The sequence below is a fragment of the Bradyrhizobium sp. CCBAU 51753 genome (assembly GCF_015291565.1).
Classification (GTDB): Bacteria; Pseudomonadota; Alphaproteobacteria; order Rhizobiales; family Xanthobacteraceae; genus Bradyrhizobium; species Bradyrhizobium ivorense.
This window is the reverse complement of sequence record NZ_CP030037.1, coordinates 2,675,623-2,691,979: the sequence shown is the minus strand read 5'-3', so window position 1 is coordinate 2,691,979 and position 16,357 is coordinate 2,675,623. Positions and strand designations below refer to the sequence as shown.

The 16,357-nt window shown below is 63.0% G+C and carries 10 protein-coding genes; 1 reads left to right on the top strand and 9 read right to left on the bottom strand.

Annotated elements, in window-relative coordinates:
* Nucleotides 1-605: 605 nt before the first annotated feature.
* From XH93_RS11955 to XH93_RS11915, 9 genes are all read right to left on the bottom strand, one after another.
* Entirely contained in the window at nt 606-1,037 is a 432-nt protein-coding gene (locus XH93_RS11955; RefSeq protein ID WP_194475117.1) for a hypothetical protein, read from the bottom strand.
* Between the two features lie 141 nt (nt 1,038-1,178).
* A complete protein-coding gene (locus tag XH93_RS11950) occupies nt 1,179-2,102 on the bottom strand; it encodes a DUF2493 domain-containing protein (protein WP_194473654.1) in 924 nt (307 codons plus the stop codon).
* Between the two features lie 337 nt (nt 2,103-2,439).
* Nucleotides 2,440-3,540 carry a toprim domain-containing protein gene (locus XH93_RS11945; protein ID WP_194473653.1) on the bottom strand — a complete coding sequence of 367 codons (1,101 nt, stop codon included), beginning with the start codon at nt 3,538-3,540 and terminating at the stop codon, nt 2,440-2,442.
* Nucleotides 3,540-7,868, bottom strand: coding sequence for a strawberry notch-like NTP hydrolase domain-containing protein (locus tag XH93_RS11940; protein ID WP_194473652.1), 4,329 nt, complete (start codon nt 7,866-7,868; stop codon nt 3,540-3,542). Before XH93_RS11940 ends, XH93_RS11945 begins: the two co-directional genes overlap by 1 nt.
* Nucleotides 7,869-8,063: 195 nt before the next feature.
* The gene (locus XH93_RS11935; protein ID WP_194473651.1) at nt 8,064-8,294 is read right to left on the bottom strand and encodes a hypothetical protein; all 231 of its coding nucleotides are present in this window, start codon (nt 8,292-8,294) and stop codon (nt 8,064-8,066) included.
* Nucleotides 8,291-10,417, bottom strand: a complete 2,127-nt coding sequence (locus tag XH93_RS11930; RefSeq protein ID WP_194473650.1) for a ParB/RepB/Spo0J family partition protein — start codon at nt 10,415-10,417, stop codon at nt 8,291-8,293. The genes XH93_RS11935 and XH93_RS11930 overlap by 4 nt, the downstream gene beginning before the upstream one ends.
* Before the next feature lie 455 nt (nt 10,418-10,872).
* Nucleotides 10,873-12,066: a DUF932 domain-containing protein gene (locus XH93_RS11925; RefSeq protein ID WP_194473649.1), complete on the bottom strand. Its 1,194-nt coding sequence runs from the start codon at nt 12,064-12,066 to the stop codon at nt 10,873-10,875.
* A gap of 272 nt (nt 12,067-12,338) precedes the next feature.
* Complete coding sequence (locus XH93_RS11920) at nt 12,339-13,874, bottom strand: Fic family protein (protein ID WP_194473648.1); 1,536 nt, start codon at nt 13,872-13,874, stop codon at nt 12,339-12,341.
* Nucleotides 13,875-14,480: 606 nt separating this feature from the next.
* Complete coding sequence (locus XH93_RS11915) at nt 14,481-14,801, bottom strand: DUF736 domain-containing protein (RefSeq protein ID WP_194473647.1); 321 nt, start codon at nt 14,799-14,801, stop codon at nt 14,481-14,483.
* A gap of 1,206 nt (nt 14,802-16,007) precedes the next feature.
* On the opposite strand from XH93_RS11915, the gene XH93_RS11910 reads away from it, so the two are divergent.
* Entirely contained in the window at nt 16,008-16,262 is a 255-nt protein-coding gene (locus XH93_RS11910) for a hypothetical protein (protein WP_194473646.1), read from the top strand.
* Nucleotides 16,263-16,357 lie beyond the last annotated feature (95 nt).

Genomic DNA, 16,357 nt, shown 5'->3' with positions numbered 1-16,357 from the left:
GTCACTTCTCCTGTTGTGTTTCGAGCCCGCGACCACCGCGGCCTCGATGGCGATCTAAAGGCCGAGGACGATCGGCGACGCACCCGCGTTCCAAGGGCCGGAGCGCAGCGGAGGACGGCGTTGATGCGACTTTCTTGTCTCGCGAGGAATGGGCGCAGCCCAGGGGAAGAAAGTCGCAGCAACGGCGTTGCGGCTCAGACGATCGAGGCAAAGCCGGTCTTCGGCCAGATCAAGCCATCAAAGAGGCCACGTGCGTCCGCGTGCTGAAGCGCAATCTCAAGGAGGAGACTGGCCACTCTCGGTTCAGTTGCACAAGACGTTGGAACGATTCAGCGAAGAAAGAGAAACAATCTGCCGCAAAGGGCGGTATCGTCCGTGACCGAACGATCGAGAGCGCGCAATGAGCCACCGCGACGAGTGGGCCGGGCCGAGATCGGCGCAGCATGCTCGAAGCGCTCCGAAGAGGGGCCGCGCGATTTCTCGCTCTCGTCACGACCCCCGCAGTCAATCTCGCGATCCATGCGAACCTGTTCGCTGAGGAAGGTGACGAAGGATCATCCCTCGTGCACCGCGGCCGTGAGAACGGTTGAGGCGGTTGCGCCAGTCTAGCCTGCTCGAACAGGCGGCTCTCCGCGAGCAAGCACAGTCAAGCGCGTCCACGTCGTGCCGCCAACGCAAAAAGCGCCGAGGCAGGCGAAGGCCTCACGCCAAGCCAACGACGGTACCCCGAGCTGCGATAGCGCGAGCACCACATTGTAGCCGGCGATGGCAGCTGGAACGGCAAATATGGTCGCGATCATGACGCGCAGGGCTACGGATCGGCTGGCAGCGAAGGTGGTCTCACCGACGGCAAATGTCAGCACGCCCGCGGCAATTGCGACGAGCAGCGCGCCGATGACGCCGGCGCCGCCATGGAACGCTATCATCCCGCAATTGAGTGCGACGAAGAACGGCAAGGCATACACTGCCAGCGCGAAAACCGCCCAGCAGAACAAACCGATGCCGAGTGCGTTGAGAACAAGCCCAAGGGCGGGCATGGTGGCGGCTCCAATTGCATGGATTTGCAAGTCGCGCCTTCCACCACCACCACGGCGCGACTTCGGATATAAGGTCTGAACGAGGCGGAGTTGCGGCGCGTACAACTCCGCTTTGATGGTTTGGAGGCGAGAAGACGGCGCTCACGCGCCGCCGAATCTCCAAACGGGGATGCCGAAACGCCTCGCCTTGTCGGCGAGGTTGTCCTGGATCCCTGTACCCGGAAAGTGCATGACACCGATCGGCAGGAGTTCGAGCATGGCGTCATTGCGCTTGAAGGGGGCCGCCTTGGCATGCTTTGTCCAGTCGGGCTTGAAGGCGATCTGGGGCACCTTGCGGGTGGTCGCCCATTTGGAGGCGATCAATTCGGCGCCTTTGGGCGAGCCGCCATGGAGCAGGACCATGTCGGGATGCTTGGCGTGAACCTTGTCGAGGCGATCCCAGATGAGGCGGTGGTCGTTGAAGTCTAGCCCGCCGGTGAGTGCGATCTTCACTCCCGGCGGCAACATGACCTCGGTCTCGGTACGACGCTTGGCGGCGATGAAGTCGCGGGAGTCGATCATCGCTGCGGTGAGCGTGCGGTGGTTGACCAGCGAGCCCGATCGAGGACGCCAGGACGAGCCGGTGTGGACCTCAAATCGTTCGATCGCCTGATCGCGAAAGATTTCCAAGCAATTTCGGCGCTCGATCAGCGTGATGCCTTGGGCCGTCAGGCGCTCAAGCTCGACCGATCGCACCTCCGACCCGTTCTGCTCGCGTTGGCTCTTGTGCTGGCCTTGTTCATTGTCGTCGAGCTGGCGTTCGATGCGGTCGACGGCGCGATGGAACAGGTTCACAGTCGACCAAAGGAGTTCGTCGAGGTCCGGCTCAAGCCGCGTATCGCGCAGCGTGGCAACCAAGGCGTCGAACATATCGACGATGGCGCCGGCGATCATCCTCCCCTCGGGAAGCGGTCTTGGATCTGGCTGGTCGTCGAAGGGACGATAGCCAAAGAGCTGCAATTCGCTCAGGACGTGGTCGGTCGAAGACGTGGCCTGCGCCGGTTCGATGTCGTCGTGGTCGGTCATGGGAAGCGGTCCTTTGCCGGATTGGCCGCGCCCATCGCGGCCTTCGTGGCGATCACTCAGACGGCGGGCGGAACGGGCCAGAACCCGGAGCGGCTTGTCCGCCGAAGCCCGGTAGGGCGTAGGCGGAAGCGGAGGGCCGAAGCGGTAGCGGAGGATGGCGGAGGCCGGCTATTTTGCTTCGCGATGCAAAGCGCGCTGGTCGGATCGCCAGCGTTTCTTCTCATTGCCTGCGCGCGGCGGAAAATAGCCGGACGCAGCCATTGCCGGCCCGAACCGCTTGCCGTCCGATCGCCCTCTAGAAGGCCGTGGTCGCGTGCTCTTCCGGCATTGGACCAATCTACGACCGATCCAGCGCGGTCGATCGAACGATAGCGGCTTTTTCCTCGGCCAGCGGGGGCGAATGCAGGAAGCGAGCGACGTCTTCTGGTACGAGCTGAAGCAGCAACGCTGCTCGGAGCGCTTCAGGGCCGAAGATATGCAGATCTTCATTGAAGTCGCCCAGCCGAGGCGATAGCGCGATCGCTTCAACACCGGCATCTTCCGCGCGCTGGGTAAGGTTAGCCTGTACGGCATCTCCGGCGGCATCAGCGTCGCGGGCGATGTAGAGCCGACGTAGCCCAGACGGCAGCAACATGGCTGAGAGGTGATTGGCCGACAGCGCCGCTGTCATCGGCAAGGTCGGCAGAACGTAACGCAGCGACAGCATGGTCTCGATGCCCTCGCCGGCAGCGAGCACGTCGTCCACCAGGCCGAAACGAACGGCATTGCCGAGCAGGTCGCCCATGGCCCGTCTTGGCGTGTCGACAGGAGCCTTGCCGAGCCGGACACGATCAAAGCCGTCTGGATCGAGCCAGGTGCGATGCACACCGGAGATCCGCCCATCGAGGTCCGTGACGCAGGCGATCATCGCTGGCCATGTTTCGGTCGGCAAATGCTCGTCCGGTCGATAGTAGCAACGCGGGTGAAAGCGCAGGCTGCCGCCATGGTGGATGCGGGCGATTCCGCGACGCTGCAAATACGTTTCGACCGCCGTACCGTCGATTGGGCTGGACATGGCAAAAAGGCGACGGGCGGCTTGCTGCGATCCGGCCAGCACGGCTGGACCCACCAGTTCCGGGGCGGGTTGCCGCTCGTAACGAGGCAGCTTCAGAAAGCGTCTCGCCTCCTCGGCCACCTCGCGAAAGTCTCGCAAGGCCAGACTTTCGCGGATGACGTCGAGGAGGTCACCATGTTGTCCGGTCGCGGCATCGGTCCACTTGCCGGCGGGACCCTTCGGCGATTCCTGCAGCCGTACGAACAACGAACGGCCCGGCGTGTTGTGGACGTCGCCGACCACCCAGTACCGTCCGGCCCGCTTACCATTGGAGAGATATTGCCGGCATACCGCCTCGGCCTCGCGCGCGAGGCGGCGTGCCAATTCGGAGGCGTCGCGGGGCATCACGCGGCCTCCCTTCCACCAACGTGCGCGACCGGGTAGCTGTCGAGCACCTTCGCCAGGACCTCCACGCCGCTTGCGTCCGTGGGCACGAACATGCGGAGCTTCCAGGAGATGATCTCCCCGAACAGACCATAAGCCCGCAGGCGATCACGCATGGTGTCGTTGAATCCCGACAGTTCGATGCGGGTTGCGCCCATCAATCGGACACGGCGGAGCTGGAGGTCTTCGGCAAGATCGAGGACGATCCTTCCCTCCATCAGCGCGGCAAAGGCAGCGTCCGGCGTCAACGTGGGAGCATCAGCGGCAAGGACGTTCGCGACCCAGGCGGCGGAGACCTTGCGGCCGATGATGCGTTCGCCCGCGTCGGTCTGGAGCCGATAAACTCGACTTGATTCATTGGGCAGCCGCTTCCAGATGGGTAACAGCAAGCCGGCCACGACGTGGATCGTACTCTGCGTGAACTCGGGTAGCTCGGCGAGCTCCGCCAGCCAGGCCGCGGTAAAGCGTTCGCGATCCGATTCGGCCCAATGGCTTTCCGACATCGTGTTGAGGGAGACGCTGTGCTGCTCCATCGGCCGTATCAGGCGGATGCGCCGCTCGATCTCGCCGTCGTCGAGCATGAAACTTGGGGCTGGGAGCTGCACGGCCGCACGGCTCGAGCGTTCATTGAGCAACGGAATAGCGCGATGATCGGAAAGCCGAGCCAGAGCCTCATCGAGACTTAAGGGATGATTGCGCTGGCGCTGGGTCAGCGTAAGCAGGCGAGTCTGCGCCCCGGTGCCGGGATGGCTGTAGATCGTCCGCCGGTCGCAGACGACAAAGCTATCGGCACGGAGCGTTTCCAGCCCAATGTCATACGCGCCGGAGGCAATCGCGCCCTCGATCCGAGCGCTCAAGAGCTGTTCGAAGACGGTGAACAGAACGTTCTGTAAGTCGATGGTGAGCGCCAGCAAACGATTGAGGAAGGTCGTGATCGGCGGCAGGTCGTCCCTCAGCCCATTAGCATCGGTCAGTTGCAGGCCGGTCGCATCCTCGAACCTCTCGAGCGAGCAGCCGTCGACCTTGCCGCGAACGAGCAGGGTGTAGAGTTGGCGCAAGGCATCACGCCCGTGCCGGCTTTCGAGATTGTCCTCCGGCCGGAACAGGCCCTGCCCTCCGGTCTGGCGCTGACCGCGTGTGATCGCGCCCAGCGTGTCGAGCCGCCGCGCAATGGTGCTGAGAAAGCGTTTTTCGGCCTTCACATCTGTCGCGATGGGACGAAACAGCGGCGGCTGCGCCTGATTGGTCCGATTGGTCCGGCCAAGCCCCTGAATCGCCGTGTCGGCCTTCCAGCCGGGCTCGAGCAGGTAATGGACCCGCAACCGGCGATTTTGGGCCGACAGTTCAGCATGGTAGCTCCTTCCCGTGCCGCCCGCGTCGGAGAACACGAGGATGCGCTTGACGTCATCCATGAAGGCCGAGGTTTCCGCGAGGTTCGCCGAGCCCGCTCGGCTCTCGACCACCAATCGGTCATGCTTGCGAACGATGCGGCGCGAACGGCCGGTCACTTCGGCGACCATGTCGGTGCCGAAACGCTGGATGACCTGATCCAACGCCCCAGGAACAGGCGGCAGCGAGGCAAGCTTTTCGATCAAGCGATCGCGGCGCAAGACAGCCTCCCGGCTCTCGACCGGTTGGCCGTCGCGATAGACAGGCCGCGAGCCAAGGTTGCGCTCCGAATCAGTGAAGGGCTCATAGAGCTGCACCGGGAAGGAATGGGCGAGATAGTCGAGGACATACTCGCGAGGCGTAATGTCGACCTGGACATCGCCCCAGTCCTCGGTTGGAATCTCGGCCAGCCGACGCTCCATCAGCGCTTCGCCCGTTGAGACGATCTGAATCACCGCGGCATGGCCGGCGTCGAGATCACGCTCGATCGATCGGATCAGCGAAGGCGTCTTCATCGAGGTTAGCAGATGCCCGAAGAAGCGCTGCTTGGCGCTTTCGAAGGCGGATCGCGCCGCCGATTTGGCCTGCCCGTTCAGCGTTCCGGTTTCGCCGGTGATGTTGGCGGCCCGCATCGCGGCGTCGAGGTTGTTATGGATGATGCTGAACGCATTTGCATAGGCGTCGTAGATGCGAACCTGCTCGGACGTAAGCTGGTGCTCGACGAGCTCGTACTCGACGCCCTCATAGGACAGCGAGCGGGCGGCGTAGAGACCGAGCGCCTTTAGATCACGAGCCAGCACCTCCATCGCCGCGACCCCACCCTGCTCGATTGCCTCGACGAACTCGGCACGCGTGGTGAATGGGAAGTCGGCACCGCCCCAAAGGCCGAGGCGTTGGGCATAAGCGAGGTTGTGGACCGTGGTGGCGCCCGTCGCCGACACATAAACCACGCGAGCATTGGGCAAGGCGTGCTGGAGCCTCAGGCCCGCGCGCCCCTGCTGAGAGGCCGCCTGGTCGCCGCGCTCGCCCTTGCCCCCGACCGCATTCTGCATGGCGTGGCTCTCGTCGAAGACGATCACTCCGTCGAAGTCGGAGCCCAACCATTCAACGATCTGCCTGACACGCGAAAGCTTCTCGCCACGCTCGTCGGTGCGTAGCGTGGCATAGGTTGTAAATAGGATGCCTTCCGAAAGCCGAATCGGTGTGCCCTGGCGAAACCGGGACAGCGGCGTCACCAGCAGGCGCTCCATGCCCAGCGCCGACCAGTCGCGCTGGGCATCTTCGATCAGCTTGTCGGATTTGCTGATCCAGACCGCACGGCGGCGGCCCTTGAGCCAATTGTCGAGCAGGATTCCGCCGACCTGCCGACCCTTGCCCGCGCCGGTGCCATCGCCCAAGAACCAGCCACGGCGAAAGCGGATGGCGTTCAGTGCGTCCTCGCACGCGGCGGCCACAACATCAAAGGTCGGATCGACCGTCCAGGAGCCTGCCAGGAACTCGGAATGTGCTCCGCCGGCATAAATGACGCTCTCAAGCTGAGCGTCCGACAGAAGTCCATCTGTCACCACCCACGACGGCAGATGCGGACGGTAGGACGGCTTCGGTGGCGCAACGGACGCCATCGCCGCGGACTGCACGAGCTTGGTCGGATGTCGGCACGATCCGGGAATACGGATCGACTGTAATTCGTACTCCTCATAAAGCGCATCGGTCAGTCGGGCTCCTTCCGGCGGCGACCATTCGACTGTCTGGTAGTTGAGCTCTACGCCGCTTGGCGCCGCGCTTTCCGACGTGGACGATGGACACGGAGCAGCGGCGGCGGTCGATCTCGCCTTCGCTGGACGACAACGCATAAGGTCGACCGCAACCGGCGTAGTGACGAGGGGTAGCCTCGAAGGCACATGCTGGGCCACCCAGTCAAATAAGGTCGCGACATCGCTCGCGATGCCCGCTGAAGAGGGAAAGACTTTCGGATCAGCCGCAGGCAGCTTGTCGATCACAAGCAGCCTTGTGTCCGTTTGTGTCCCGTGCCTGGCGTAGACGGCGCCGTCAATGGCGGCAGAAAACGCAACCTGCCCGCGTTCCTGGAGACGAACAAAGGCTTCCGTCCATGCCGGATTATCCGGCGCAAGGCTCTTGCCAACGATGGCGACAAGACGCCCGCCGTGGCAAAGGCGCGCCAAGGCTGAGGTGATGTGCCGAAGAGCTGCGTCCGGCATCGGTCGTTCGACATTCGCCACCGCCGAGAACGGCGGGTTCATCAAGACGACGCTCGGGGCGACACTCGCTTCAAGGTGATCATCGATCTGGGCGGCGTCGAAGCGGGTGACGTTCACGTCGGTGAACAGCTGATCGAGCAATGTCGCGCGGGCCTCGGCCAACTCGTTCAACACCAGGGCTCCGTCCGAAAGCTCAGCAAAGATAGCAAGCAAGCCTGTCCCTGCAGAGGGCTCGAGAACACGATCGGCAGGCGTAACGCCCGCCGCCGCAGATGCAACAAGGCCGAGCGGAAGCGGCGTCGAGAATTGTTGAAGTGATTGGCTATCCTCGGAACGCCGCGTATGGGTCGGCAGACGGCTCGCGATCCTTGCGAGCATCGGCAGCATGGCGGCCGTCGAACCCGCCTTGGCGCGCATGGCCGGGCCGAACTTGCGAAGGAAGAGAACGGTCGCCGCCTCGCAGGCGTCATAGGCGGTCTTCCAATTCCAGGCGCCGGCCGCGTCCGAGGCGGCGAAGGCAGCCTCCATGGCGCTGCGCAGGACAGCGGCATCGATGCGACGACCGCGTTCGAGTTCGGTCAAGAGCTGCTGTGCGGCGCGGAGGGCGGCAGAGGTGAGACTTGCGGCGGCACGCATCGAGAGCGGCGCGGCGGCGGCGCCGCCGGTGAGAGATTCGGTCATGGCAGGATGTCTTTCGGAGAGCGGGAACGGGTCGAGCCGGCTGGCGCTCTCTCTGGACCGTGCCGGCTCAAACCCGTCCCGGCCGCTCTTTGCCTCTCAGGAGGCGGCCGCGCGCCCTCACGCCGCGCCAGCACATTCGGCCGGCGACAAGACGAAATGCACCTGCCGGGCACGGCTTGGAGGGCCCCGCCGGTCTCACCGCGTGAGCTGAGCGATGAACGCCTCGAGGAGATCGTTCGTGGACTTGCCGAGGATCTGATCGGCCGAGATTACAACGACCGCGCCGCCAAACCGTCGGCAAGCATCGGCGAACAAGCAAAGGAGGAAACGGCCGCTGAAGGCCGAAAGCCCGGCATGAAGCCGGGCGCGGAACGTGCGATGGAAGGCGTGCGGGACGGCCGGAGCCGTCCCGCGATAAGGCATCATTCGGCGGCATCGAGCTGTGGTTCAGCCTTCTCGCCACCGTCCTCCTGCCCTTTGTTGGCGAGGAATTCGGGGAGCGAGCCAGCCTCCCCTTCCTGTTCGACTGGCGAGGCGGTGGCGTCGACGAGGCGCAGCAGCTCCGGCAACCAGCCCGAACCCTCGAGAAGACGCTCGGCCTCCCTGGCCATCTCGGTCTTCTTCAGGTGATCGATCAATTGCGCCGACGATTCACCTCGCGCTTCCCGCACCGCCTGAAGGATACGCGGCTTGGTGATGCGGCCGAGATAATTGTCGACGGTCGGTCTCCAGCCAGACTGAACCATGTCGAGGCCGACGGCGCGCGCCAGCACATCGGCCTGATCGAGCCGAGAGCAGACACCATGAGCGTAGACACGGCCCTGATTGGAACGGTTGGCCGGTTCATGGACGGCGTTGACCGCAAATGACGCACAGTGAGCGAACAGGGATGCCTGTGCGGCACCGTCAAGGGCCGTGAGCGCATCCCAGAGATCGTTCTCGCTCTTGGGCAGCCGTACCTTCCAGGACTCGTGCCGGGCCTCCACTGCCTTGGCAGATGCGCTTTCCGTCAGCCCGGGGGCTTGAGCGGGAAAGGTCGGCGTGCGAAGTCCGATCTCAAGGCAGGTGCCTGTCGATCCGCACCGGTAAAAGGCCGTCAGCACGAAGTTGTGCAGCACCGCCTGGAACGCGATTGCCGGATGTTCTGCCAGCGCGTCCCGTAATGCCAGCGTACGATGCGCCGTCAGTTCGGTGATGAGCCGATCCGGCAACGGCCTTGCCGCATCCTCATCATGCTCCTCCGGCTCGGCCGATGTACCGGCAAGCGAAATCGTCGTGCGCTGGACGGAAGCACAGGGCTCCTGCCCTTCAGTCAACGGTGCATCGGTGCCTCGCTCGCCTTCGATGTCGGCCGCAGGCTCCTCGTCCTCCGGTCGGACATAGCCCCGATTGACAGAAAGCCGTCCCTCGCAATCGATGCTGACGAAGACGCCGGCCCTAGCCATCTGGTCCGGCTCAAAGATGTCCGGCCGGTTGTTGAACGCTTCGAGCACCTGCTCGAGTTCGCCGAGGCGCGCGTCCACCTCACCGGGCAGTTCGTCAGCGTCTTCAAATCCTGTCTGAAGCGCGTCGTATTCCGCCTGGAGGGCATCGAAGCGCGCCTGCTCCTCGGCGCTGAGAGCCGCCGGATCGCCGTCGAGCCGACGAAGCCCGTGGTCATGGCCGTATGGAAGGCTGGCGGCGGTGATCTCGATCCACTTCCAGCCTTCGGCGGCGATCGATTCAGCTTCTGCCCGCAGCTTCTCAGCCACGAGACGCTCCAGCAACGCAACATCCTCGAGCCAGCCGCCGCCATCTTCTTCGAAGAGATCGCGCAGCACGTCGCCGCCGGCCGCCTCATAGGCGGCGAGGCCGACAAATCGCGCGCGCCTGTCGGACGCCCGCACCGCACGCTCGGTCAGGAGGCGCCTGATCTGATACGGTTCGTCGTAGCCCGACTTGCTGACGGTCTCCCAGGCCTGTTCCTGCCGGGCGTGTTCGGCGGTAACCGAGAACGCCATCAACTGTTCGAGCGACATGCCGTCGTCGGCGTAAACCTCGAGCAACTTCGGGGACACTGCCGCAAGCCGAAGCCGCTGCTTCACCACGTTGACGGATACAAAGAAGATAGCCGCGACATCTTCCTCGGACCGCCCTTGCTCGCGCAGGGTCTGGAATGCGCGAAACTGGTCCAGAGGATGAAGCGCGACGCGGTGCACGTTCTCGGCGAGCGAGTCCTCTTCCGCGGTGATCTCGTCACCCATGTCACTGACGATGCATGGGACCGGCGCGGTCTTCGCCAGGCGCTTCTGCTTGACCAGGAGCTCAATCGCACGATAGCGGCGACCTCCGGCCGGCACCTCGAACGTGCCGGTTTCCTGGCCTTCGTCGTCGAGGACAGGCCGGACGTTGAGACTTTGCAGCAGGGAGCGCCGGGCGATGTCCTCGGCGAGATCCTCGATCGAGATGCCGGCTTTGAGGCGCCGTACGTTGCTCTGGCTCAAGACGAGCTTGTTGAAGGGAATGTCGCGCGAGGACGACAGCTTGATCTTCTGAACGGCCTTTGCCATGTCAGTTTCTCCGAAACGGGCGGCCGGGAGCCTCTCTCTCGGCCTCCAACCCGTTCACGACCAGGCCCGCCCCTCTCTTGCTCTCGCTTTTGCGGGCGCAATGGCGGTGGTTGGCGGCTGCCGCGCTATCGGAAAACTGGGTCGCGTCCTCGCACCTTGGTAGGTCTCGATCTCGGATGCGATCCAGATCACCCTCGGTTTCGCAACCGAGGTCACGCGGGCCGAAGCTGAACGCGGCCGCGCAAAGATCGTAAGCGAGCGGCACTTGGCGTATTCTTCGGTGCTGAACGGGACCCGCCAGTCTGCCGACGGCGCTACCGCCCCCGAGCCGCCGCGGAACTATCAGCCCGCGACGGACATCGATGTCTCCCCGAGAGGACAGTGCAAGCGAACCGGTGAACCGGAACAGCGCAGACGAGCCAAGCCGGAGAACGGAATCCCCGGCTTGGCCGCAACTACGCAACGCGGTCGAGCAACTTCTTGGCCTTGGCCTCCATGTCAAGGCGGACATCCTGATGCGGCCTGTCGCGCGCGACGGCGGTGATGCCCTGCACGAAATCGAAGATGCTTTCAGGTGGACGGCCTTCCTCCGCCAGCACCGCCTCAATCACCTTGCCTGTCTCGGCCTTGGAGAAGCCGCGGCGGCGCAGAAACTCGGTGCGATCCTCGTCGCTGCGTGCCACGATCCGCTCGCGGGCGGCCTTGATGCCGTTGACGAAGGGCATGGGTGAGGAGTTGGCGAAGTTCAACAGTGCCGGGGCTGCCTCGTGAGCAAAGCGGGAGGCTGCGTATTTGGAATGGCGGATGGTCATCTCCTCGAAATCTTCCACGCCCCACAGATTGCGATTTTGACAAACCGCACGAAGATAGAAGCTCGCCATGCCGAGCGTCTTCGCGCCAACTTCCGAGTTCCAGCAATAGAAGCCTCGGAAATAGAGGTCGGGCGAGCCGTCCCGGAGACGACCGGCTTCGATCGGGTTCAGGTCATCGACCAGAAACAGGAAAACGTCCCTGTCCGATGCGTAGAGGGTCGTCGTGTCCTTGGAAATGTCGACGCGGGGATTGTAGATGCCACTTGACCAGTCGAGCGCACCAGGCACCTTCCACCGTGTATCGCCTGTGCCGTTGCCAGCGATGCGCTGTACGGCCTCAACCAGCTCGTGGTCGTAGATCCGGCCATAGTCGGGTCCGGTGACAGCGCGAAGCTCGATACGGCTATCCTCGGTCTCGAGCGTTTTGATCTGCTCGGCGCGATTGGCGGTCAGGCCATATTGCAGGTTGATGCCTGCGAGTCCCGCGGGGAGCTGCCGCAGGTAGGCGGCCGGAGCGCCAACCTGGCTTGCAAGCTGGCCGAAGCTCCAGTGGGTCGGGGCGACCGGCGTGTCCGAGCCGGGCAGCATCAAGGCCAGGCGCTCAGGATCGGCGCGGCTCGCCTCGACATGGATGAGCGCGCTGTCGACCACGCGCGTCCGGCTGCGATCCGCGCGATCGCGCACCGTGCAGGCCAGTTCGTTGAGCGACAGATAACGCTCATCCGCCGGACGACAGAACCACTCCGAGGACACCCGACCAACGCGCTCGCCGCGGCTCACATCCACTCTGTAACCGAAACTGGCGTTACGGCTGGCATCAACAATCTGCGTATTCATGGGAGCAATCTCCATGACGGGCGCCGGAAGACTCTCCTCCGACCCTCAACCCGTCATGGCCAAGGCCGCTCCCCTCTGCCTCTCCTGTATCGTCGCTCGCCAATGCCAAGGACCTGCGACGGCGACTCACGACATCCCGCCACGCCGCAGCTTCCGTCAGGGATGGAAGCCCGAAGGGTGAAAACCCGGCGCAAGCCGGGGTTTCAGCGCCAGCCGACAGCCCGGTCCCGCAGGGAGACGGCAATAAACTCAGCCAACGCTTGAAAAGACATTTAACCGGAATCGTGGAAGGCGGCTTGATAAAGCTTCTCGATCTTCGTGACTTCGTCTGGCGTCAACTGGGAGAATTCGTTGTCACGGGCGCGCTTTGACAGTCGCCCTTCATTCTGTTGCAAGAATCCAAGGAGGCTGTTGAGGGTCCGCTCCGGCATGTCGATCATGTTTTCGACGCCCGAGCGGAATCTATCGAAGCTCCGCAAGAACCGGGCTTCCCTCGGAAGATCCTGTTCGATGGTCCTCTGCACGCATGCGTAGACAAATTCCGCGTGCGGCGTAGCGTCGAAGAAGCGATAGAAGTCGGCTGTATCGTTCAAGACCTTGACGTTGCCCTGTGGGGTGGTTTCCCATTCGATGCATGGAAGCAATCTACGCGAATAGCTTTCCAGCACGTCCTTGTATTCGCCGATCTTGTCGAGAATGGCTGCTGAAACAGGAAAATGGATCCCGGCAGGATTGAATCCGCGCCGTGCCAGAACATGGTGCATCAGGTATCGGTGAATGCGGCCATTACCATCCTCGAACGGATGGATGTAGACGAATCCGAAAGCCAGCACGGCGGCGGCAACGACGGGATCAAGCTCAATTTCCGCCGCCTGATCGAACGCGATCAATCCGCGCACGAGGCAGGCGATATCTTCGTGACGCGCGCTGATATGGTCCGGAATAGGTCCTTGGGTCTCGCGGTCATGCTCGCCGACGAAGCCGCCTTCGCTACGGAAACCGAGTTTTACGAAGCGCTCATCGCCAATGACGATCCGCTGCAGGCGCAGCAACTCCGCCTCATCGAGCGGCGCCCGTCCTGCTTCGCCGATGACCTTGCCCCAGCGCTGGATGCGATCCTGCGGCGGTCTCTCGCCTTCGATGACGTAGCTCGACTTGGAGTCCTTGAGGAGAAGGAAGGCGGCGGTTCGCGCGAGCAGATCCTTCGGGACCTGGCTGACCACGACACGGGCGCGCTCCTTGAGGTCCTGTGCCGCAAATTCCGTCAGCGCTCTCGTCTTGAACACGAGCGGGCAGAAGTCCGACGTCCCTGGCAGATTGTTGCGGACGCGATGCCGTATCGAATTCTGCCCGGAGTTCGCGAACTGGAGTTCGGTATCGACGGCATCGACATAGGAGACCTTGTCCGCCGTGGGCAGATTGAGTTCGCGTCCCAACAGCCATTCATAGAGAAACCAGATGCGACGCGTGTAGAGCCCGGTCGGCGTCTGCTTCACAAGCTCCGCAATCTCCTCCTCCCGCACGGCAAGGAAAAGCCGCTTCAGGATGGCGAGGTCTATTCCTTCGTTCTTGAGCGCGAAAGTTAGATGTCCCTCAAGGGTCGCGGTAGGCGCATGACGCGGCGTGTAGATGCGCCATCCTGCTTGCTCAAGGATGCGGTGCTTCGTTCCGACGGCGGAAAGCACGCGTGGGACCGGGACGGCAAGCTGGTAGGCGTCAATCAGCGCTGCGTAGCCGGCGGGAGTCGCGGCCTCTGGCAGCCTCCGATCACGAAAAACGCTCACGGGACCTGAAAACCTTACTTGCATTGGCTCAATCCGTGAAAAATGCCCTTGGTCGTGAATTCACTCGCCAGCTCGCCTTCGGGCCAAAATCAACCCCTCCTGCGAAAAAGCTTCTCGTATTATACAATATGTGAAAAACATTCACAACCCGATCTTCCCTATCGACACCCGATCTTCCCTATCGGTTCCAGCCGTCCTTGCTGAACGGAAACCCGAACGGCACCATCGTCGGCCCGGGAGAGAAATCCCACTGAGAGATGGAGGCCAACACGCGCCCCATTTCGCCTGGGCTGCGTCCGATCGGATAACGGCGGAAACAATTCCTCGCGCAGGCCCGGACCAGGCAACTTTCCGGGAACAGAGCGAGAAGCTCGCAACGGCATTCAATGAAGGTCGCTTATTAGACTCGCTCCGCCTCCCAGAAGGCCGCGCTTATGCGCGCACAGGAGGCGACGAACGCACCCCTGTTTGAGGCCGCAATACGCGCGCAAAATCTGCGCTGGGCCGGCGCCGGAGTCGCCGGCCCAGATCGATCCGTGCAACCCGTCCGACAGCGAGAGATTCTCGCTGGCTCGCGCAGAAAAAAGAACCCCGCCCGACAGATTGGGCGGGGCTTTGAAGGATCGAGGCTCACTCGCCGTTCTTGCGCGGGCGCGACCACAGCAGCGTATAGCCCTCGCCGCCTTCGTCGTCGAACAGGTTCGCGTAGATCGGGGCGTTGAATGAGGGATCGTCGAGCTTGAGCGAGAGGTAGTCGCGGCCCTCTTCGGAGCGCTTCGACCAGGCTGCGCCGATCTCGGCCCGGCCCACATAGATGCGGTGGCTCGGAGCGTTGTCGTTGGAGCGGTTGGTCTCGGCGACGATACGGACGCCCTTGGCTTGCAGGCTCAGGGTGACGATCTCGCCCAGGAAATCGTTACCCAGCTTCTTGAAGGAACCGATGTTAGCCATGTCACTTCTCCTGTTGTGTTTCGAGCCCGCGACCACCGCGGCCTCGATGGCGATCTAAGGGCCGAGGACGATCGGCGACGCACCCGCGTTCCAAGGGCCGGAGCGCAGCGGAGGACGGCGTTGATGCGACTTTCTTGTCTCGCGAGGAATGGGCGCAGCCCAGGGGAAGAAAGTCGCAGCAACGGCGTTGCGGCTCAGACGATCGAGGCGAAGCCGGTCTTCGGCCAGATCAAGCCATCAAAGAGGCCACGTGCGTCCGCGTGCTGAAGCGCAATCTCAAGGAGAAGATTGGCCTGTCTCGGTTCAACTGCACAAGATGCTGGAACGATTCAGCGAAGAAAGAGAAACAATCTGCCGCAAAGGGCGGTATCGTCCGTGACCGAACGATCGAGAGCGCGCAATGAGCCACCGCGACGAGTGGGCCGGGCCGAGATCGGCGCAGCATGCTCGAAGCGCTCCGAAGAGGGGCCGCGCGATTTCTCGCTCTCGTCACGACCCCCGCAGTCAATCTCGCGATCCATGCGAACCTGTTCGCTGAGGAAGGTGACGAAGGATCATCCCTCGTGCACCGCGGCCGTGAGAACGGTTGAGGCGGTTGCGCCAGTCTAGCCTGCTCGAACAGGCGGCTCTCCGCGAGCAAGCACAGTCAAGCGCGTCCACGTCGTGCCGCCAACGCAAAAAGCGCCGAGGCAGGCGAAGGCCTCACGCCAAGCCAGCGACGACACTGCGATCTGCGAAAGCGCGAGCTCGAGCTTCTCGATGGCCTTCCGTCGGACGGTTCCGAATTCCGAGCATGAGCGGCTCGCCATTGCCCATACCAATATCCGCGTTGCCGGGGAACAATTGGGCCTATTTAGCCGGCGAGCGGAAGACGGCCTCCTTGAGCCGCTTGAGCGACAGACCCAGACCTGCACGATCCCGGAAGATCAGCCTGATACCACATAAACGGCCCCGAGAACGGCGGACTGATAATCAAACTGTAGAAATCGCTTGAACCTCACGCCACGTCAGGACGTAGCCTGGAAACCGTCAGCAAATTCTGAAGACGCGAAGCATCGGACCGGGACATAGCACAAACCAAATGGCAGAGCTGGTGTGGGCGTCGTGAATGTTGCGACCGTTCGTACCCTCAACGCGATTGCGAACGGCGCAGCGGCATTAAGCCAACATCGCTCCCTCGCAAGCAATTCGATCCAGGAGACATCGATGAAATTAGCGAAGACCTCTGTAATCGCATGCGGCCTTTCGGCTTTCCTCGCATACTCCGTCATTGCGCAAAGTCTCGCCACCGACGCCAAGGCTCGCAAAGGCATGCAAGACCGGAGCGTACAGAGTGGCATGAGCGACGATGACGATTCCTCGCCCAAGCTCAGGACCGCGGGCGCCAAAGTTGGCAGGAAGTCGACCAAGGGCGTGAAGAGGGCAGCCGGCGGCAACGCACCCGACAAGGACACTGACTAATCCGCAGCCAACAGCACACCGGTAGGTGGCAAGCAACACTGACGCGAGGCCGTGTCCGGGTAACCCTCCGCTCGCACCCTCCGGCCGGAGGTTCA

What these genes read in the sequence shown, in the direction of transcription:
- XH93_RS11925 (WP_194473649.1), bottom strand. Translation starts at nt 12,066, where the DNA reads ATGAATACGCAGATTGTTGATGCCAGCCGTAACGCCAGTTTCGGTTAC.
- XH93_RS11915 (WP_194473647.1), bottom strand. Translation starts at nt 14,801, where the DNA reads ATGGCTAACATCGGTTCCTTCAAGAAGCTGGGTAACGATTTCCTGGGC.
- XH93_RS11930 (WP_194473650.1), bottom strand. Translation starts at nt 10,417, where the DNA reads ATGGCAAAGGCCGTTCAGAAGATCAAGCTGTCGTCCTCGCGCGACATT.
- XH93_RS11950 (WP_194473654.1), bottom strand. Translation starts at nt 2,102, where the DNA reads ATGACCGACCACGACGACATCGAACCGGCGCAGGCCACGTCTTCGACC.
- XH93_RS11910 (WP_194473646.1), top strand. Translation starts at nt 16,008, where the DNA reads ATGAAATTAGCGAAGACCTCTGTAATCGCATGCGGCCTTTCGGCTTTC.
- XH93_RS11935 (WP_194473651.1), bottom strand. Translation starts at nt 8,294, where the DNA reads ATGATGCCTTATCGCGGGACGGCTCCGGCCGTCCCGCACGCCTTCCAT.
- XH93_RS11955 (WP_194475117.1), bottom strand. Translation starts at nt 1,037, where the DNA reads ATGCCCGCCCTTGGGCTTGTTCTCAACGCACTCGGCATCGGTTTGTTC.
- XH93_RS11940 (WP_194473652.1), bottom strand. Translation starts at nt 7,868, where the DNA reads ATGACCGAATCTCTCACCGGCGGCGCCGCCGCCGCGCCGCTCTCGATG.
- XH93_RS11945 (WP_194473653.1), bottom strand. Translation starts at nt 3,540, where the DNA reads ATGCCCCGCGACGCCTCCGAATTGGCACGCCGCCTCGCGCGCGAGGCC.
- XH93_RS11920 (WP_194473648.1), bottom strand. Translation starts at nt 13,874, where the DNA reads ATGCAAGTAAGGTTTTCAGGTCCCGTGAGCGTTTTTCGTGATCGGAGG.